The organism is Brevundimonas sp. NPDC058933, assembly GCF_049315965.1.
In the GTDB taxonomy this organism is placed as follows: Bacteria; Pseudomonadota; Alphaproteobacteria; order Caulobacterales; family Caulobacteraceae; genus Brevundimonas.
This window is the reverse complement of record NZ_JBMOSL010000001.1, coordinates 795,602-813,026: the sequence shown is the minus strand read 5'-3', so window position 1 is coordinate 813,026 and position 17,425 is coordinate 795,602. Positions and strand designations below refer to the sequence as shown.

21 protein-coding genes are annotated in these 17,425 nt (G+C 66.9%); 20 read left to right on the top strand and 1 reads right to left on the bottom strand.

Annotated elements, in window-relative coordinates; all coding sequences use genetic code 11:
• The first annotated feature begins 34 nt into the window (after positions 1 to 34).
• The 14 genes from mmsB (at position 35) to ACOZBP_RS03880 (ending at position 12,701) form a co-directional block, all read left to right on the top strand.
• Positions 35 to 934 (top strand): 3-hydroxyisobutyrate dehydrogenase, encoded by a 900-nt coding sequence (gene mmsB, locus ACOZBP_RS03945; protein ID WP_422675140.1) that lies wholly within the window; start codon positions 35 to 37, stop codon positions 932 to 934.
• Entirely contained in the window at positions 931 to 2,109 is a 1,179-nt protein-coding gene (locus ACOZBP_RS03940; RefSeq protein WP_422675139.1) for a sialidase family protein, read from the top strand. The genes mmsB and ACOZBP_RS03940 overlap by 4 nt, the downstream gene beginning before the upstream one ends.
• 133 nt (positions 2,110 to 2,242) lie before the next feature.
• On the top strand, positions 2,243 to 3,469 hold the full coding sequence (gene hemA / locus ACOZBP_RS03935; RefSeq protein WP_422675138.1) for a 5-aminolevulinate synthase: 1,227 nt from the start codon (positions 2,243 to 2,245) through the stop codon (positions 3,467 to 3,469).
• Entirely contained in the window at positions 3,427 to 3,651 is a 225-nt protein-coding gene (locus tag ACOZBP_RS03930; protein WP_422675137.1) for a DUF6898 family protein, read from the top strand. The genes hemA and ACOZBP_RS03930 overlap by 43 nt, the downstream gene beginning before the upstream one ends.
• 81 nt (positions 3,652 to 3,732) lie before the next feature.
• Entirely contained in the window at positions 3,733 to 5,016 is a 1,284-nt protein-coding gene (gene glyA, locus ACOZBP_RS03925; RefSeq protein ID WP_422675136.1) for a serine hydroxymethyltransferase, read from the top strand.
• A 12-nt stretch (positions 5,017 to 5,028) separates the two neighbouring features.
• Entirely contained in the window at positions 5,029 to 5,508 is a 480-nt protein-coding gene (nrdR, locus tag ACOZBP_RS03920) for a transcriptional regulator NrdR (protein ID WP_422675135.1), read from the top strand.
• Positions 5,508 to 6,140 (top strand): bifunctional diaminohydroxyphosphoribosylaminopyrimidine deaminase/5-amino-6-(5-phosphoribosylamino)uracil reductase RibD, encoded by a 633-nt coding sequence (ribD, locus tag ACOZBP_RS03915; protein ID WP_422675134.1) that lies wholly within the window; start codon positions 5,508 to 5,510, stop codon positions 6,138 to 6,140. The genes nrdR and ribD overlap by 1 nt, the downstream gene beginning before the upstream one ends.
• A 60-nt stretch (positions 6,141 to 6,200) precedes the next feature.
• Complete coding sequence (locus tag ACOZBP_RS03910) at positions 6,201 to 6,803, top strand: riboflavin synthase (RefSeq protein WP_422675133.1); 603 nt, start codon at positions 6,201 to 6,203, stop codon at positions 6,801 to 6,803.
• Entirely contained in the window at positions 6,803 to 7,936 is a 1,134-nt protein-coding gene (ribB, locus tag ACOZBP_RS03905; protein WP_422675132.1) for a 3,4-dihydroxy-2-butanone-4-phosphate synthase, read from the top strand. The genes ACOZBP_RS03910 and ribB overlap by 1 nt, the downstream gene beginning before the upstream one ends.
• Positions 7,930 to 8,394, top strand: a complete 465-nt coding sequence (gene ribH, locus ACOZBP_RS03900; RefSeq protein WP_409360106.1) for a 6,7-dimethyl-8-ribityllumazine synthase — start codon at positions 7,930 to 7,932, stop codon at positions 8,392 to 8,394. The genes ribB and ribH overlap by 7 nt, the downstream gene beginning before the upstream one ends.
• Before the next feature lie 41 nt (positions 8,395 to 8,435).
• Positions 8,436 to 8,930: a transcription antitermination factor NusB gene (nusB, locus tag ACOZBP_RS03895; protein WP_422675486.1), complete on the top strand. Its 495-nt coding sequence runs from the start codon at positions 8,436 to 8,438 to the stop codon at positions 8,928 to 8,930.
• A complete protein-coding gene (thiL, locus tag ACOZBP_RS03890) occupies positions 8,917 to 9,906 on the top strand; it encodes a thiamine-phosphate kinase (protein WP_422675131.1) in 990 nt (329 codons plus the stop codon). The genes nusB and thiL overlap by 14 nt, the downstream gene beginning before the upstream one ends.
• A gap of 38 nt (positions 9,907 to 9,944) precedes the next feature.
• The gene (locus tag ACOZBP_RS03885; protein ID WP_422675130.1) at positions 9,945 to 10,370 is read left to right on the top strand and encodes a hypothetical protein; all 426 of its coding nucleotides are present in this window, start codon (positions 9,945 to 9,947) and stop codon (positions 10,368 to 10,370) included.
• A gap of 180 nt (positions 10,371 to 10,550) precedes the next feature.
• The gene (locus ACOZBP_RS03880; RefSeq protein WP_422675129.1) at positions 10,551 to 12,701 is read left to right on the top strand and encodes a sodium-translocating pyrophosphatase; all 2,151 of its coding nucleotides are present in this window, start codon (positions 10,551 to 10,553) and stop codon (positions 12,699 to 12,701) included.
• 109 nt (positions 12,702 to 12,810) lie between these two features.
• Here the strand turns inward: ACOZBP_RS03880 and bamE are convergent, their stop codons facing one another.
• A complete protein-coding gene (bamE, locus tag ACOZBP_RS03875) occupies positions 12,811 to 13,290 on the bottom strand; it encodes an outer membrane protein assembly factor BamE domain-containing protein (RefSeq protein WP_422675128.1) in 480 nt (159 codons plus the stop codon).
• A gap of 87 nt (positions 13,291 to 13,377) precedes the next feature.
• Between bamE and ACOZBP_RS03870 the strand changes: the two genes are divergently transcribed.
• From ACOZBP_RS03870 to ACOZBP_RS03845, 6 genes are all read left to right on the top strand, one after another.
• Complete coding sequence (locus ACOZBP_RS03870; protein WP_422675127.1) at positions 13,378 to 13,905, top strand: ubiquinol-cytochrome C chaperone family protein; 528 nt, start codon at positions 13,378 to 13,380, stop codon at positions 13,903 to 13,905.
• Positions 13,902 to 14,435: a YceD family protein gene (locus ACOZBP_RS03865; RefSeq protein ID WP_422675126.1), complete on the top strand. Its 534-nt coding sequence runs from the start codon at positions 13,902 to 13,904 to the stop codon at positions 14,433 to 14,435. The genes ACOZBP_RS03870 and ACOZBP_RS03865 overlap by 4 nt, the downstream gene beginning before the upstream one ends.
• Before the next feature lie 96 nt (positions 14,436 to 14,531).
• Positions 14,532 to 15,605 (top strand): phosphate acyltransferase PlsX, encoded by a 1,074-nt coding sequence (gene plsX / locus ACOZBP_RS03860; protein WP_422675125.1) that lies wholly within the window; start codon positions 14,532 to 14,534, stop codon positions 15,603 to 15,605.
• On the top strand, positions 15,602 to 16,579 hold the full coding sequence (locus ACOZBP_RS03855) for a beta-ketoacyl-ACP synthase III (protein WP_422675124.1): 978 nt from the start codon (positions 15,602 to 15,604) through the stop codon (positions 16,577 to 16,579). The genes plsX and ACOZBP_RS03855 overlap by 4 nt, the downstream gene beginning before the upstream one ends.
• Positions 16,580 to 16,650: 71 nt before the next feature.
• A complete protein-coding gene (locus tag ACOZBP_RS03850) occupies positions 16,651 to 16,959 on the top strand; it encodes an integration host factor subunit alpha (protein WP_292033855.1) in 309 nt (102 codons plus the stop codon).
• A gap of 5 nt (positions 16,960 to 16,964) precedes the next feature.
• Complete coding sequence (locus tag ACOZBP_RS03845; protein WP_422675123.1) at positions 16,965 to 17,378, top strand: MerR family transcriptional regulator; 414 nt, start codon at positions 16,965 to 16,967, stop codon at positions 17,376 to 17,378.
• The last annotated feature ends 47 nt before the right edge of the window (positions 17,379 to 17,425 follow it).

Genomic DNA, 17,425 nt, shown 5'->3' with positions numbered 1-17,425 from the left:
AACCCTGCCGCAAAATCCATAAGGGAACGCTCAGATGACTCGCATCGCCTTCATCGGTCTCGGCAACATGGGCGGGGGCATGGCCGCCAATCAGGCTAAGGCCGGGCATGACGTCGCCGCCTTCGACCTGTCGCCCGCCGCGCTGGAACGCGCCGCCGATGCCGGGTGCCGTGCCGTCAGCTCGGTCGCCGAGGCGGTCAAGGACGCCGAGATCGTCATCACCATGCTGCCCGCCGGACCGCACGTGCTGAGCGTCTATTCCGATCAGATCATCGGCGCGGCGCCCTCCAGCGCCCTGCTGCTGGACTGCTCGACCATCGACGTAGAGACGGCGCGCAAGGTCGCAGGCCTCGCCAAGGAGGCCGGCTACGCCTTCGCCGACGCCCCCGTCTCGGGCGGCACCGCCGCCGCCGACGCCGGCACCCTGGCCTTCATGGTCGGCTGCGACGAGGCCGACTTCGCCCGCGTCGAACCGGCCCTCGATCCCATGAGCCGCATCACCATCCGCGCGGGCGGCCACGGCGCCGGTCAGGCGGCCAAGATCTGCAACAACATGTTGCTCGGCATCTCCATGGTCGGCACCTGCGAAGCCATCGCCCTGGCCGAGAAACTCGGTCTGGACCCGGAGCGCTTCTTCGAGATCGCCTCCAAGTCCTCGGGCCAGTGCTGGAGCGTCAGCAGCTACTATCCGTGGGCCGGGCCGGTCCCGGCCGCCCCGTCGAACCGCGACTACGAAGGCGGCTTCGCCACCGCCATGATGCTGAAGGACCTGAAGCTGGCCCAGGACGCCGCCGCCAAGGCGGGCGCCACGACCCCGCTGGGCGCCCAGGCCGAGGCCCTCTACGCCCTGTTCAACGGCCTCGGCTATGGCGGCAAGGACTTCTCGGCCATGGTCCAGATGCTTCGCGGCCGTCTGGATACGCTGGCCCAGTGAGGCGGCTTTCGCTGCTGGTTGGTCTGGCGGCGGTCGGTCTGATCGCGGCCGCTCCGGCTGATCCGCCCTATCGTATAGCCCCGGGCCTGTTCCAGGCGGATGCGCCGGATCTGGGTCTCCAGCCCGCTGCCGGAACCCAGACCTTCACCGTCTTTGCCCCCAACGAAGCAACCGACCGGTTCAGCAACGGCGTGGTGCTGATGCCCTTCAAGGGGCGGCTCTACGCCCAGTGGCAAAGCTCCGCCCGCGACGAGGATGCGCCCGATACCTGGGTCGCCTGGAGCGTCAGCGACGACGGCGCGACCTGGTCTGCGCCGACCGTTCTTGCCCGTGCGGGCGAGGGCGGGCTGATGCGTTCCAGCGGCGGCTGGTGGACGGACGGCGAGACGCTGGTCGCCTACGTCAACGTCTGGCCCGACGGCTTCCAGTCGGGAGCCGGCGGCTATGCCGAATACCGCCTGAGCCGCGACGGCGAGACCTGGAGCGAGCCGCAACGCGTCATGGGCGCCGACGGCCGACCCGTCGAAGGCGTCATCGAACAGGACCCGCATCTGATCGACGGGCGGCTGATGACCGGCTTCCACATGCGGCCGGGCATGATCGCGGGACCGTTTTACACTGACGACCCGCTGGGCTTGTCGGGATGGACCGCCGGGCGGATGCAGAACCTGCCGCGCGACGCCAGCGGCGCGGCGGCCGAGCACGAAAAGCGCCTCAGCCGCGAGATCGAGCCCAGCCTGTTTCAGCGCGGCGACTGCGCCGTCATGGTCTTCCGCGACGAGGAGCTGAGCTTCCGCCAACTGGCGTCCGAAAGCTGCGACCAGGGCGTCACCTGGACCACGCCGGTCCTGACCGACATGCCAGACGCCCGCGCCAAGCAGAGCGCGGGCAATCTGCCCGATGGAACCGCCTATCTGGTCAATGCCCCGAACTCGGCTCGCCCAAGGATGCCGCTGGCCGTGACGCTCGGCCGCGACGGGACCATGTTCGACCGCAGCTTCCTGTTGCGCGGGGCGGGGGACCTACAGCCCTTGCGCTACGAAGGCCAGTACAAGCGGCCCGGCTATCACTATCCGAAGAGCATCCTGTGGAACGGCTGGCTCTACGTCGGCTATGCGACCAACAAGGAGGATGTGCAGGTGACGCGCGTCCCACTGTCGTCTCTGGTTCCATAACTAGCGGGTGTCGTTTCTGAGAACCGTTATCAATTAAGGGGTTGAGACGTTTTGTCCGGCTCTGAACATGGACAAGGCTGAGCGGCGAGCGCAATTAGGCCCGGAAAGCTGTATAAGCGAAAGAACTACCGTCTTGTTCGACTATAAGTCCGCCTTTCAGAGCTCGGTAGAGCAGGTCCGCAGCGAAGGCCGCTATCGCGTCTTCGCCGATCTGAAACGCGTGCGCGGCCAGTTCCCGCAGGCGGTCCGCCGCCGCGAGGACGGCTCCGAACAGGACGTCGTGGTCTGGTGCTCCAACGACTATCTGGGCATGGGTCAGCATCCCCTGGTGCTGGACGCCATGAAGGCCGAGATCGACGCCGTGGGCGCCGGGGCCGGCGGCACGCGCAACATTTCCGGCACCACCCGTTCGGCGGTCGATCTGGAAGCCGAGCTGGCCAGCTGGCACCAGAAGGAAGCGGCTTTGCTGTTCACCTCGGGCTATGTGGCCAATGAGGCGACGCTGGCGACGTTGCAGAAGATCCTGCCGGGCCTGATCATCTTCTCGGACGCCCTGAACCACGCCTCCATGATCGAGGGCATCCGCCACGGCGGCGGCCCGCGTCACATCTTCCGCCACAACGATCTGGAACACCTCGAGGAACTGCTGGCCGCCGCGCCGTTGGCCGCGCCCAAGCTCGTCGCCTTCGAGAGCGTCTATTCGATGGACGGCGACATTGCCGACATCGCCGGCACCATCGCCCTGGCCAAGAAGTATGGCGCCATGACCTATCTGGACGAGGTCCACGCGGTCGGCCTGTATGGTCCGACCGGCGCGGGCGTGGCCGAGCGCGACGGCCTGCTGGCCGGCGTCGACATCGTCGAATGCACCCTGGGCAAGGCCATCGGCGTCATGGGCGGCTACATCGCCGCCGACGCGGTGATCGTGGACGCGGTCCGCAGTTGGGCCTCGGGCTTCATCTTCACCACCAGCCTGCCGCCGGCGCTGACCGCCGGGGCCCTGGCCTCGGTCCGTCATCTGAAGGCCCACCCCGAACTGCGCGACGCCCATCAGGAGCGCGCCGAAACCCTGAAGCGCCGCCTGACCCAGGCCGGCATCCCGGTCCTGCCCAGCGTCAGCCACATCGTGCCGGTGCACGTCGGCGATCCGGTGCACTGCAAGATGATCTCGGACATGCTGCTGGAAGACTTCGGCATCTACGTCCAGCCGATCAACTACCCCACCGTGCCCAAGGGCACCGAGCGCCTCCGCTTCACCCCTTCGCCCAACCATGACGACGGCATGATCGACGCGCTGGTCGACGCGATGGACAAGCTGTGGTCGCACTGCAACGTGGCCCGGCAGCCGGTCGCCGCCTGATGCAGGACGCCGAGCTGGGTGAGGTGATCATCGAGCTCGTTCGCAACGGGACCTATGTGAAGTGCTCGGCCATCCATACGGCTACTGGCGTCGAGGTCTCGGCCATGGGCCCGGCGCTGGAGCCGCGGGCCGTCGAACGGGTGGCGATCGCCAAACTGAAACGAGCGTTATCACAGCGCTGACCCCCTAGATGTTGTGGTGTTCGGCGACGCGGCCTAGATAGGTCCCGCCGTTTCAGCCTCCAGCCTTCGGGATGCCCGCCAGTGACCGCCTTCACCCACGACTCCTACTTTTCCAAGAGCCTCGCCGATGCTGATCCGGCGATTTTCAAGGGCATCCAGGGCGAGCTTGGCCGCCAGAAGGAGCAGATCGAGCTGATCGCTTCCGAGAACATCGTCTCCCAGGCGGTGCTGGACGCGCAGGGCTCGGTCCTGACCAACAAGTACGCCGAGGGCTATCCCGGCCGTCGCTACTACGGCGGCTGCGAGTTCGTGGATGTGACCGAGGACCTGGCCCGCGAGCGCGCCAAGGAACTCTTCGGCGCCGCCTTCGCCAACGTCCAGCCCCACTCGGGCGCCCAGGCCAACCAGGCGGTCTTCTTCACCCTGCTGCAGCCCGGTGACACCTTCCTGGGCATGGACCTGGCCTGCGGCGGCCACCTGACCCACGGTTCGCCCGCCAACCAGTCGGGCAAGTGGTTCCGCCCCGTGACCTACAAGGTCCGCGAAGACACCCACCTGATCGACTATGACCACGTCGCCGAAATGGCCGAGAAGGAGAAGCCCAAGCTGATCCTGGCCGGCGCCTCGGCCTACAGCCGCCACATCGACTTCAAGCGTTTCCGCGAGATCGCCGACAGCGTAGGCGCCTATCTGATGGTCGACATGGCCCACTATGCCGGCCTGATCGCTGGCGGCGCCTATCCTGACCCGGTGCCGCACGCCCACGTCGTCACCACCACGACGCACAAGACCCTGCGCGGTCCGCGCGGCGGCATGATCCTGACCAACGACGGCGACATCGCCAAGAAGATCAACTCGGCCGTCTTCCCCGGCCTCCAGGGCGGCCCGCTGGAGCACGTCATCGCCGCCAAGGCCGTGGCCTTCGGCGAGGCGCTGAAGCCCGAGTTCAAGGGCTACGCCCAACAGGTGGTCAAGAACGCCCAGGCCCTGTCCGGCGTCCTGATCGAGCGCGGCCTGGCCATCGTCTCGGGCGGCACCGACAGCCACCTGATGCTGGTCGACCTGCGTCCCAAGGGCGTGACCGGCAAGGCCACCGAGCATGAGCTCGAGAAGGCGCTGATGACCTGCAACAAGAACGGCGTGCCGTTCGACACCGCCCCCTTCACCGTGACCTCGGGCGTCCGTCTGGGCACCCCGGCCGGCACCACGCGCGGCTTCGGCGAGGACGAGTTCAAGCAGATCGGCCACTGGATCGCCGACGTCGTCTCGTCGATGAATGGCGGGGATGAAGCCGATCCGGCCGTGGTCGCGGGCGTGGCCGCCCAGGTGCGGGAACTGACCGCACGCTTCCCGATCTACGGCTAAGAGGTCTGCGGGATGAAGTGCCCCTTCTGCGGAAACGCCGACACCCAGGTCAAGGACAGCCGCCCGTCTGACGACGGCGCGGCCATCCGGCGCCGTCGGTCCTGTCCGCAGTGCAACGGGCGCTTCACCACCTTCGAGCGGGTGCAGCTGCGCGAACTGGTCATCCTGAAACGGAACGGCCGTCGCACCCCCTTCGACCGCGACAAGCTGGAACGCTCGCTGGGCATCGCCCTGCGCAAGCGCCCGGTCCAGCCTGAACAGGTCGAGCTCCTGGTCAGCCGCATCGTGCGTCAGCTGGAAAGCCTGGGCGAGACCGAGATCCCGTCCAGCATCGTCGGCGACTTCATCATGAAGGCGCTGAAGTCGGTCGATGAGGTCGCCTACGTTCGCTACGCCTCCGTCTACAAGGACTTCCGCCACACCGGAGACTTCGCCAAATTCCTCGGCGCCGAAGGGCTGGATGAGGGCAGCGACGACACCGGCAAGGCCTGATGCGCCCGCGCGTCACCCTGAAGCTGGCGACGTCGCTCGACGGCCGCATCGCCACGGCATTGGGCGAGAGCCAATGGATCACAGGGCCTGAAGCGCGCCAGCAGGGCCATCGCCTGCGCGCGACCCATGACGCCATCCTGGTCGGCGTCGAGACGGTGCTGGCTGACGATCCCGAACTGACGGTTCGCCTACCTGACTATGCCGGGCCGCATCCGTTGCGCGTCGTCCTCGACAGCCGCCTGCGCACCTCCGCGACGGCCAAGGTCGCATCTGCCAACACCCTGATTCTGACGACCGCCGCGCCTCACGCCATCGGCCAGGCCGAGGTCGTCGCCGTCGCCTCCGAGGACGGCCGTCCCGCCATCGCCGCCGTGCTGGAGGCCTTGGCCTCACGGGACGTCACGTCGTTGCTGATCGAGGGCGGAGGCCGCGTCGCCGCCTCCTTCCTGCAAGCAGGCGTGGTGGATGCGATCGAATGGTTTCGCGCGCCGATCCTGCTGGGCGGGGAGGGGCGGCCCTGCGTGGCGTCGCTGGCGCTTGCAAAGCTGGCCGACGCCCCCAAGTTCCGTCGTCTGGGCGTCGAGCCTGTCGGAGACGACCTGTGGGAACGCTACGCGCGCTCCGACGGCTGATTTCAGACGATTCAGACTAATTAGACTCTGTTTTTTGGGTCCAAAGGGACCGGAGCTTTCATGTTCACCGGCATCGTCACCGACATCGGCCGCGTCCGCAGCGTCCGCCGCACCGAGCGCGACCGTCGCTATGAGATTGAAACTGTGTGGGATACGGCGACCATCGACCTGGGCGCCTCCATCAGTCACGCCGGCTGCTGCCTGACGGTGACGGAGAAGGGCCATGACGAGCGGGGAGGCTGGTTCGCGGTCGAAGTCTCGGGCGAGACCCTGTCGAAGACGAAGCTGGGCGACTGGGCCGAGGGCGACCGCGTCAATCTGGAGCGCGCCGCCAGGCTGGGCGACGAACTGGGCGGCCATATCGTCTCGGGCCACGTCGACGGTCTGGGCGAGGTCGTGTCCATCACCCCCGAGGGCGGATCGCACCGCATCGTGGTCGAGGCGCCCGCGCCTCTGCACCGTTTTATCGCGCCCAAGGGCTCAATCACCGTCGATGGGGTTTCCCTGACCGTGAATGGGGTGCAAGAGCGCCGCTTCGACTTGAACATCATTCCGCATACGTGGAATGCGACGACGCTTGGCGCCCTGAAGGCGGGCGACAAGGTCAATCTGGAGATCGACATGCTGGCGCGCTATCTCGCGCGCTGGCAGGAGACGGCGTGATGCAACTGGCGGCAAACATGAACGACAGCCCGATCAGCCCGATCGAGGACATTCTCGAGGACGCCCGCAACGGCCGTCCCTACATCCTGGTGGACGCCGAGGATCGCGAGAACGAGGGCGACATCATCATTCCGGCCCAGTTCGCCACGCCGGATCAGATCAACTTCATGATCAAGCACGCGCGCGGCCTGGTCTGCCTGGCCGTGACGGCGGAACGCGCGCGCCAGCTGCGTCTGCCGCCGATGGCTGCTGAAAACCGCGAGAGCATGGGCACGGCCTTCACGGTCTCGATCGAGGCCCGGGAAGGCGTCACGACCGGCATTTCCGCCGCCGACCGCGCCCGCACGGTTCAGATCGCCGCCGACCCGACCAAGGGCGCCGACGACATCGTCTCGCCCGGCCACATCTTTCCCCTGGTCGCCCGCGACGGCGGCGTCCTGGTCCGCACCGGCCATACCGAAGCCGCCGTGGACATCAGCCGCATGGCCGGCCTGACCCCTGCCGGGGTGATCTGCGAGATCATCAAGGACGACGGCGAGATGGCGCGGATGCCTGATCTGATCGCCTTCGCCCAGTTGCACGGCCTGAAGATCGGCACCATCGCCGACCTGATCGCCTACCGTCGCCGCACCGAGCGCTTTGTCGAGCGCGTGCTGGAGACGCCGTTCGAAAGCGTCCACGGCGGACCGTTCAAGCTCATCCTGTACCGCAACACCATCGAGGGCGCCGAACACATCGCTCTGGTGCGCGGCGACATCGACCCGACCAGGCCGACGGTGGTGCGGATGCACCAGATCGACTTCGCCGCCGACCTGCTGGGCCATGTCGAGGCGCGACAGGACTATATTCCCAAGGCGATGCAGGCCCTGACGGCCAACGACGGTCCCGGCGTCGTCGTCTTCCTGCGTGATCCGGGGCTGCACGGGCTGGCCGAGCGCCTGGGCGGGGCGGACAAGCCGACCGCGGTGGATCGTTCGCTGAAAGCCTATGGCGTCGGGGCGCAGATTCTGCTCGACCTCGGCGTCAAAGACATGATCGTGATGAGCTCGACGCGGCCCAATCCGACGGCGCTTGAAGGCTACGGCCTGCGCATCGTGGGCTGGCGCGATATGGACGGAGAAGACCAATCCTGAACGACCCCACCCGCGTCCTGATCGTCGAGGCGCGCTACTATGACGATCTGGCCGACGCCCTTCTGGAAGGGGCCAAGGACGCCCTGCGCGCGCAAGGCGTGCAGTTCGACGTCGTCACCGTGCCCGGCGCCCTGGAGGTTCCGACCGCCATCGCCCTGGCCGAGGAGGCTGGTCGGTATCCGACCGCGCCGCGGTATGACGGCTATGTCGCTCTGGGCTGCATCATTCGCGGCGAGACCTATCACTTCGAGATCGTCTCGGATCAGTCGGCCGCCGGCATCATGCATCTGGGCCTCAAGGGTCTGGCCATCGGCAACGGCATCCTGACGACCGAGGACGAAGAGCAAACCTGGGCGCGCGCCCGGATGAGCGAGGGCGACAAGGGCGGCGGCGCCGCCCGCGCCTGTCTGGACCTGATCGCGCTGCGCAAGCGCCTGCGCGGAGGACTGGCCTCGTGACCGAGCCGACCAACACAACCCCGGCCACCGTGGCCGAAGTCATGGCCCAGCTGGCCGAGGCCGACAAGGCCCGCGCCGAGCCGCAGCTGACCAGCCGTCAGCGACGCGCCCGCACGGTCGCCCGTCTGGCCGCCGTCCAGGCCCTGTATCAGATGGAGCTGGCGGGCGAGGGCGTGGACGTCATCGTCAAGGAATTCCGCGATCACCGCTTCGACGCCGACATCGACGGCGCGCCGTTGGCCGAGGCGGACGAGGACTGGTTCTCCGAGGTTGTCCACGGCGTGGTCGAGGATCAGCGGGCCATTGATGACGCGGTCAAGGCGCGTCTGGCCTCCAACTGGCGGATGGAGCGTCTGGACGCCACCCTGCGCGCCCTGCTGCGCTGCGGCGCCTGGGAGCTGAAGTCCAAGCCTGACGTGCCGCGCGAAATCGTCATCGACGAGTATGTCGAGCTGGCCAAGGCCTTCTTCGATGAAGCAGAGGCGAAGTTCGTGAACGCGGCGCTCGACGGCGTGGCGCGCGATGCCCGCGATTGACGTCGCTGGCGAGTTCGAGACGATCCAGCGGCTGCTGAAGCCGCTGGCCCACCCGGAATGGGCGAGGGGACTGGCCGACGACGTGGCCGTGCTGCCCTCGCGTCCGGGACATGATCTGATCCTGACCAAGGACGCCATCATCGAGGGCGTCCACTTCCTGCCCGACGACCCGCTGGACACGGTGGCGCAGAAGCTGCTGCGCGTGAACCTGTCCGACCTGGCCGCCAAGGGGGCCGAGCCATTCGGCTACCTGCTGGCCTGCCACTGGTCCGAGCGCTGCGGCTGGCCCGAGCGGGAGGCCTTCGTCGCCGGGCTGCGGCGCGATCAGGCCATCTTCGACATTTCCCTGCTGGGCGGCGACACGGTCAAGACGCCGGGACCAGCAAGTTTCTCCGCCGCCCTGCTGGGCTGGGCGCCGTCCTCCTCGACCGTCAGCCGGGGCGGGGCGAGGCCGGGCGACCTGGTCTTCGTCACCGGCACGATCGGCGACGGATGGCTGGGGCTTCAGGCGGCGCAGGGCATGCTGTCGCTGGAGCCCGAGCGCATGGATGCGCTGGAGGCCGCCTACCGTACCCCCATGCCTCGCGTCGAGTTCGCCCCGGTCGTTCGGGGCCTGGCCACGGCCAGCGCCGATGTCTCCGACGGCCTCCTGGCGGACGCAGGCCACATAGCCGAGGCCAGCAAGGTCAGTATCGAAATGGACCTGGAGGTTCTGCCCCTGTCGGCGGCCGCCCAGGCCTGGCTGGACGGCCGCGTCGATCCGCAAGGCGCCCTGGAGCTTCTGGCGACCGGCGGTGACGACTACGAGATCATCCTGACCGTGCCCGCAGGGGCCGAGAACGCCTTGCGCCGCGAGGCGGAGCGCCGCCATCTGCGTCTGACCCGCATCGGCCGCGTGGTCGAAGGGCAGGGCGTGGTCGTGCGTCACCTGGGTGCGGAAATCACCCCGACGCGCGTGGGCTGGACCCACGACTAGGCAACGGAATCCTAACCGGGGCGGGCTAGCCTGTGATCATGCAACGTCGCGCTTTGATCAAGGCTGGAGCCATTCTGACCGCCTCTGCGGTCGCCGGGGCCGTGCAGGCGAGCGAGAAGGCCGCGCCCGCCGCCGCTGTCCTCAACCTGCCCGGCATGGGGTTGCCCGTCATCACGGACGGCCGGGTGAGGAACTACGTCTTCATCGTCCTGAAGCTGCATCTGGGGCCGGCGCATACGGTAGAGGCTGTCCGAGCCAAGGAGGCCCATCTGCGCGACGCCCTGGTCCGCGCGGGGCACCGCACGCCCTTTGTCCTGCCCGACACCTGGTTGGCTTTGGATACAACCGCCCTGAGCGCCAGCCTGATCCGTTCCGCCTCGACCCTGGTCGGACGAGGGGCGGTGACCCGCGTCGAGGTCGTAAGCCAGTCCCCCCGCCGCCGTACGGGAATGCAGGGCGTCTAGAACCTGGTCGAGAAACCGCTGTTGCTTCACAGCGATCCTTTTGACACTGTTAAGCCGCAATTCCCGGGGGACGTGAACATGCGTCCGTAGGCGCACGGGGGGACCGGAAGGCGGAGAGAGGCGAAACGCCCGCCCGCGCCAAGGATCCGTGTGCTTGTTGCACAAGGGCTTGGAAACGCCATGACGAACTATCTATGGCTGGTCATAGCGGCCGGCGCACTGGGGGTGCTTTACGGCGCTGTCCAGACCGCCGTCCTGATGAAGGCCGGAACCGGCAATGACAGGATGCGAGAAATCGCGGCGGCGATTCAGGAAGGGGCGTCCGCCTATCTGAAGCGTCAGTACACAACGATTGGTGTGGTGGGGGTCGTGATCTTGGTCGCGGCCTTTTTGCTTATCGGGCCCTGGGCTGCGCTCGGGTTCCTGATCGGCGCGGTGCTGTCGGGCGCGGCGGGCTTCGCCGGGATGCTGATCTCGGTGCGGGCTAACGTGCGTACGGCGCAGGCTGCGTCTGAAAGCCTGGCCAAGGGGCTGGATCTGGCCTTCCGCTCTGGCGCCATCACCGGCATGTTCGTGGCGGGGGGCGCCCTGCTGGGCGTGTCCGGCTACTACGCCTTCATGACCGAGGGCATGGGCTTTGAGAGCACCAGCCGCGAAGTCGTCGACGGCCTGGTGGCCCTGGGCTTCGGGGCCTCGCTGATCTCCATCTTCGCGCGGCTGGGCGGCGGCATCTTCACCAAGGGCGCGGACGTGGGCGGCGATATGGTGGGCAAGGTCGAGGCGGGCATCCCCGAGGACGATCCCCGCAACGCCGCCACCATCGCCGACAATGTGGGCGACAACGTCGGCGACTGCGCCGGCATGGCCGCCGACCTGTTCGAAACCTATGCCGTCACGACCGTGGCGACCATGGTGCTGGCGGCCATCTTCTTCCGCGACCAGTCCTATGTCGAAGTGATGATGCTGCTGCCGCTGGCGATCTGCGGCATCTGTATCGTGACCTCCATCATCGGGTCGTTCTTTGTTCGACTGGGCAAGAGCGGCAACATCATGGGGGCCCTGTATCAGGGCCTGATCGTCACCGGCGTCCTGTCGGTGATCGCCGTCTGGTGGGTCATCCATCAGCTTGTTCCCGCTGGCGGGGTCGAGGTGCAGGGTCTGCTGATCCAGCCCATGAACCTGTTCTGGGCCGGCGTCGTCGGCCTGCTGGTCACGGCGGCCATCGTGGTCATCACCGAATACTATACCGGCACGGGCTTCCGTCCGGTGAAGTCGGTGGCTAACGCCTCCGTGTCGGGGCACGGCACCAATGTGATTCAGGGCCTGGCCGTCTCGCTCGAATCGACGGCCCTGCCGGCGCTGACCATCATCGTCGGCATCGTCGCGGCCTTCCAGCTGGCAGGCCTGTTCGGCATCGCCATCGCCACCACGACCATGCTGGGCGTGGCGGGCATGATCGTGGCGCTGGACGCCTTTGGCCCTGTCACCGACAACGCCGGCGGCATCGCCGAGATGGCGGGCCTGCCGCCGGAAGTTCGCGTATCTACCGACGCACTGGACGCCGTGGGCAACACCACCAAGGCTGTGACCAAGGGCTACGCCATCGGTTCGGCGGGGCTGGGCGCTCTGGTCCTGTTCGCGGCCTACGTGGAGGACCTCAAGTTCTTCGCGGCCGAGGCGCAGCCGGGCAGCTTCTTCTACGGTCTGGGCACGGTCGCGTTTGACCTGTCGAACCCCTATGTCGTGGTCGGCCTTCTGTTCGGGGGGCTGTTGCCCTTCCTGTTCGGCGGGATGTCGATGACGGCGGTGGGGCGCGCCGCCGAGGCCGTCGTGGCCGAGGTGCGTCGTCAGTTCCGTGAAAACCCAGGCATCATGACGTTCCAGACCAAACCCGAGTACGGCAAGGCTGTGGACATCCTGACCAGCGCGGCCATCCGCGAGATGATCGTGCCCAGCCTGCTGCCGGTGCTGTCGCCCATCGTCCTGTTTGTCGTCGTGCTGTTCATCCAGCCGGAGAAGGCCAACGCCTTCGCCGCACTGGGGGCCATGTTGATGGGGGTGATCGTGACGGGCCTGTTCGTGGCCATCTCGATGACCTCCGGCGGCGGCGCCTGGGACAACGCCAAGAAGCTGATCGAGGAAGGCTTCACCGACAAGAACGGCGTGGTCCACGGCAAGGGCTCCGAGGCGCACAAGGCCGCGGTCACCGGCGACACCGTGGGCGACCCCTACAAGGACACCTCCGGCCCGGCGGTGAACCCGATGATCAAGATCACCAATATCGTAGCCCTGCTGCTGCTGGCGGTGCTGGCGAGCGGGAAGATCGTCTGAGGTGTGAACCCCGTTTCTCGAACGAAAGGCGCCCCGGAGAGCAATCTCCGGGGCGTTTGTCGTTTGAGCCTGAAACTCGACGTAGCGGTCGCGACGTGAGGCTGGACGCCTAGTCCGGACGGCGCTGGCCGGGCACGTCTTCTTCGGTGCGCGGCAACTGGCCGCGGCCGACGTTGCCCAGAAGTTGCTCGAGGATCGTCAGCTGACGGCCGCGAGTCGGGGTCTCGCGACGCTGCATGGCGATCTGACGACCGTCCTCCAGGCCTAGCGTGCGCACCGCCGCGACCTTGTCGTCGGCCTTGTTGAAGGTGATTTCGGTCACCGTTCGCTGCGACACCTGCGGCGTGTTGTAGGTGTAGCGCTCGGTCATCTGGGTCATGTAGTACCAGACGGTGTCAGGCTCGAACGTCGAGGTCGTCGAGGGCGAACCCAGGCGCGCCAGGACGGTTTCCTTGGTGTCGGTGCCGGCCACGACGTCCTGAGGCTTGGCGTCGACCGCCTGGAAGCCCTGGGTGGCGACGACGGGCGCACAGGCGCCGGCGGCGGCGGCCAGTGAAATGGCGGCGAAGATCGGAGTAAATCGGGGCATCAGCGTCGGCCTCAGCAGAACAAGGTCTTTGACCTAACCGTCGCTGCGTCCTAGTGCAACGGCGCGGCGAAAAAGGGGCTGTTGCTCATGCTTAGAAATCTATTCCGACGACGACCCGATGAGCGCCAGGGCGACGCCCTGTACGCCCTGGCCGTCGAACAGGCGCGCCAGCCAGCCTTTTACGCCTCCCTCGGGGTGGCGGACCGGATCGACGCCCGGTTTGAGCTCTACACCCTGCACGTGCTGATTCTATTCCTTCGACTCAAGCAGGACGGCGAGCGTGGCGAGGTCGCGGCCCAGAAGCTGTTCGACACCTACATCTCTTCGCTGGACAACACCTTGCGGGAACTCGGCGTCGGCGACGTCTCGGTCGGCAAGAAGATGCGCAAGCTGGGCGAGTCGCTGTACGGTCGCATGAGCGCTTATGAGGGACCGTTGCGCGCAGAAGACGTGGACGCCCTGGCCCAGTCCCTTGCCAAGAATATCTATGAAAGCCCTGATGCCGACACCGGACGCGCGCTGGCGCGTTACGCCGTGACGTCGCGTCAGAACCTGGCGACCCAGTCGTTTGAAGCCGTGTCCAGCGTTCCGGCCTGGGCGGAGATCGCCGCATGAACGATATTCCTGCCCTGGCCTATAGCGAACCGCTGAGGCTGCATCACATCGGTGCCGGCGTGCAGCGTCGCCTGACGCCGGATGCGGAGGCCCTCAAGCGGATCGCACGCGTCCTGGACCTTCAATCGCTGGAGGCGTTCGAGGTCGACATCAACCTGGTCCCGACCGTGTCCGGCTGGCGCCTGGAAGGGCGAGTGGTCGCTGACGCCGTCCAGACCTGTGGTCTGACCCTGGAGCCTCTGCCCGTTCACGTCGATCGCAAGTTCTCGGTGCAGATGGTCGAGGCCACCGAGCGCGAGCAGGACGAGGATAGCGAAATCGATCTGGAACTGGATGACGATTCGCCAGATCAGATCGAGGGCGGCAGTCTGGACCTGGGTCAGTACGCTGTGGAACAACTGGCCCTCAGCCTCGATCCCTTCCCGCGCAAGCCCGGCGCTGTTTTTGAACAGCCCAAGGAGCCGGGAGAAATCTCGCCCTTTGCGGTGTTGAAGGGCCTGCAACCGAGAGACGGTTCCAGCGAAGGTTGACCTGACGTCGGGCCGGTAGCATCCCAAGGGTGCGACATTTGCGTTCTGCATCCCTATATCACGCCGCGACAAGACGGCGACGGAGTCCATTTCCACTTGGCATCCCCAACACTGATCTCGCTCGACGCCATGGGGGGGGACCACGGTCCCTCGGTCGTGGTCGGCGGCGTGAAGGACTATCTCGCGCGTCATGACGGCGACGGCGTGCGTTTCCTGCTGCATGGCGACGAGGCGGCGATTCGCGCCGAGCTGACGCGCTGCGGCCTGACCGACGCCGTCTGCGACGTGCGCCACACGGACAAGGTCGTGGCCATGGACGAAAAACCGGCCCAGGCCATGCGCCGGGGCAAGGGCTCCAGCCTGTGGAACGCCATCGAGGCGGTGAAGACGGGCGAGGCCAAGGCCGCGGTCTCCGCCGGCAACACCGGGGCCCTGATGGCTATCTCCAAGCTGCTGCTGCGTATGGCTGCGCCGGGACTGGAGCGCCCGGCCATCGTCGCCAGCTGGCCGACGGCGCGCGGCTATACGGCCGTTCTGGACGTGGGCGCCAATATCGGCAGCGACGCCAAGCAACTGATCGAATTCGCCATCATGGGCGAGGCCTTCCAGGCGGCGGTCCACGGCGTGGCCAAGCCGACTGTGGGTCTGCTGAACGTCGGTTCCGAGGACATGAAGGGCCACGATGAGGTCCGCGAAGCCCACGCCATCCTGCGCGAGGGCGGCATCCCGCTGAACTATCACGGCTTCGTCGAAGGCGACGACATCGCCAAGGGCACGGTGGACGTGATCGTCACCGACGGCTTCACTGGCAATATCGCCCTGAAGACGGCCGAGGGCACGGCGCGGTTCATCTCTGGCCTGCTGAAAGAGGCGCTGACCTCTGGCCCTATCGCCAAGCTGGGCGCCCTGATCGCCATGCCGGCGCTTAAGCGCATGGCGGCGAAGATCGACCCCAACGCCATCAACGGCGGGCCTCTGTTGGGCCTGAACGGAATTGTCGTGAAAAGCCACGGCGGCGCCACGCCGCGCGGTTATGGAAACGCCATCCGCATCGCCGTCGATCTGGCGCGTAGCGACTACATGGCCAAGGTCGGGGCCAATCTGGGACGGCTCGCCGCCCTGGATCAGCCTGCGCCCGTCGCCAAAACCATCGGGGAGACCCACCAGTGAGCGTTATCCGCAGCGCCGTGACCGGCGTCGGTTCCTTCCTGCCGGAGAAGGTCGTCACCAACGCCGACCTGGCCAAGTTCGTCGACACCTCGGACGAGTGGATCGTCGAGCGCACCGGCATCCATCAGCGGCATCAGGCCCGCGACGACGAGCCGACCAGCGACCTGGCCGTCGAGGCCGCGCGTCGCGCCCTGGCCGACGCCGGCAAGACTGCGGCTGACGTCGACTTGATCATTGTCGCCACCACGACCCCGGACAAGACCTTCCCCGCCACCGCCGCCATCGTGCAGGCCAAGCTGGGCGCGCCGGTGGGCATCGCCTTTGACGTTCAGGCCGTCTGCTCGGGCTTCGTCTACGCCATGAGCGTGGCCGACGGCTTCGTCGCGCGCGGCATGGCCAAGTGCGCCCTGGTCATCGGCGCCGAGGAAATGACCCGGCTGATGGACTGGAACGATCGGACCACCTGCGTCCTGTTCGGCGACGGCGCTGGAGCCTTTGTCGTCGAACCGCGCGAAGGGCAGGGGACCAAGGCCGATCAGGGCGTGCTGGGCTTCGCTCTGCGCTGCGACGGCACCAAGTCGGACATGCTCTATGTCGACGGCGGTCCCTCCACGACCGGCACGGTGGGCCATCTGAAGATGCTGGGCAATCAGGTCTTCCGCCACGCCGTGGTCAACATCGCCGAAGCCATCGTCGGCGCGGCCGAAGCGGCTGGCGTCGAAATCCCCGAGATCGACTGGTTCGTGCCGCACCAGGCCAACCAGCGCATCCTCAAGGGCGTCGGCGATCGTCTGGGCCTGGACGAGAACAAGGTCATCTCGACCGTGGCCATGCACGCCAACACCTCGGCGGCGTCGATCCCTCTGGCGATGGATGCGGCTATCAAGGACGGGCGCATCAAGCGCGGCGATCTGGTGCTGATCGAGGCGATGGGCGGCGGTCTGACCTGGGGCGCCTGCGCCTTCCGTCTCTGATTTGCATTCAGGGCTTTGATTCGGGGCGACTTTGCCCTTCTATGCGTGCGGATTGGCAGCGGAGAGACGCAGTGACGGGACAACAGACCCTGACCCGGGCGGATTTGTGCGAGGCGGTGCATGACGAGGTGGGCCTGTCTCGCCAGGAATGTTCCGGCCTGGTCGAGCGCACGCTCGAACTGGTCGTCGAATCGCTTGAGCGAGGCGAGATGGTGAAACTGTCCGGATTCGGCGTGTTTCAGGTGCGAGAGAAGCGCGCCCGGATGGGCCGCAACCCCAAGACGGGTGAACCTGCGGCGATCAATCCTCGCCGGGTCATCAGCTTCCGCGCCTCGCAGATCATGAAGAGCCGCGTCCACGGCGCCGTCGTCGAGGACTAGTTAGCGTGGCCAAAAGCCCAAACGCCTTTCGCACCATTTCAGAGGCCGCCGATGAAGTCGGCGCGCCGCAACACGTCCTGCGTTTCTGGGAGACGAAGTTCGACTTCGTCGCCCCGGTCAAGCGTGCGGGCGGACGTCGCTTCTATCGGCCTGAGGACGTCACGCTGCTGAAAGGCGTTCGCCGGCTGCTCCACGACGAAGGGCTGACGATTCGCGGGGTTCAGCGTCTGCATAAAGAGCAGGGGCTGGCGCGACTGGCGGCCTATGGCGATCCGACGACGACGCTGGAAATCGACGCGGATGTGGAGCGGGAGGCGCCCGCGCCCATCGCCGCGCCTTTCGAGCCTGCCCGCCTCGGCGCCATTCTGGCCGACCTGGAGTCGGCGAAGGCGCGTCTGGAAGCCGTTCTGCAGCGCTAGCGAGAACTTGTTGTTCGAAGAGCGTTTTAGCGTTTGCGGACTGCGGA

What these genes read in the sequence shown, in the direction of transcription:
- mmsB (WP_422675140.1), top strand. Translation starts at nt 35, where the DNA reads ATGACTCGCATCGCCTTCATCGGTCTCGGCAACATGGGCGGGGGCATG.
- nrdR (WP_422675135.1), top strand. Translation starts at nt 5,029, where the DNA reads ATGAAGTGCCCCTTCTGCGGAAACGCCGACACCCAGGTCAAGGACAGC.
- ribD (WP_422675134.1), top strand. Translation starts at nt 5,508, where the DNA reads ATGCGCCCGCGCGTCACCCTGAAGCTGGCGACGTCGCTCGACGGCCGC.
- ACOZBP_RS03910 (WP_422675133.1), top strand. Translation starts at nt 6,201, where the DNA reads ATGTTCACCGGCATCGTCACCGACATCGGCCGCGTCCGCAGCGTCCGC.
- ribB (WP_422675132.1), top strand. Translation starts at nt 6,803, where the DNA reads ATGCAACTGGCGGCAAACATGAACGACAGCCCGATCAGCCCGATCGAG.
- nusB (WP_422675486.1), top strand. Translation starts at nt 8,436, where the DNA reads ATGGCCCAGCTGGCCGAGGCCGACAAGGCCCGCGCCGAGCCGCAGCTG.
- thiL (WP_422675131.1), top strand. Translation starts at nt 8,917, where the DNA reads ATGCCCGCGATTGACGTCGCTGGCGAGTTCGAGACGATCCAGCGGCTG.
- ACOZBP_RS03885 (WP_422675130.1), top strand. Translation starts at nt 9,945, where the DNA reads ATGCAACGTCGCGCTTTGATCAAGGCTGGAGCCATTCTGACCGCCTCT.
- ACOZBP_RS03880 (WP_422675129.1), top strand. Translation starts at nt 10,551, where the DNA reads ATGACGAACTATCTATGGCTGGTCATAGCGGCCGGCGCACTGGGGGTG.
- bamE (WP_422675128.1), bottom strand. Translation starts at nt 13,290, where the DNA reads ATGCCCCGATTTACTCCGATCTTCGCCGCCATTTCACTGGCCGCCGCC.
- ACOZBP_RS03870 (WP_422675127.1), top strand. Translation starts at nt 13,378, where the DNA reads ATGCTTAGAAATCTATTCCGACGACGACCCGATGAGCGCCAGGGCGAC.
- ACOZBP_RS03865 (WP_422675126.1), top strand. Translation starts at nt 13,902, where the DNA reads ATGAACGATATTCCTGCCCTGGCCTATAGCGAACCGCTGAGGCTGCAT.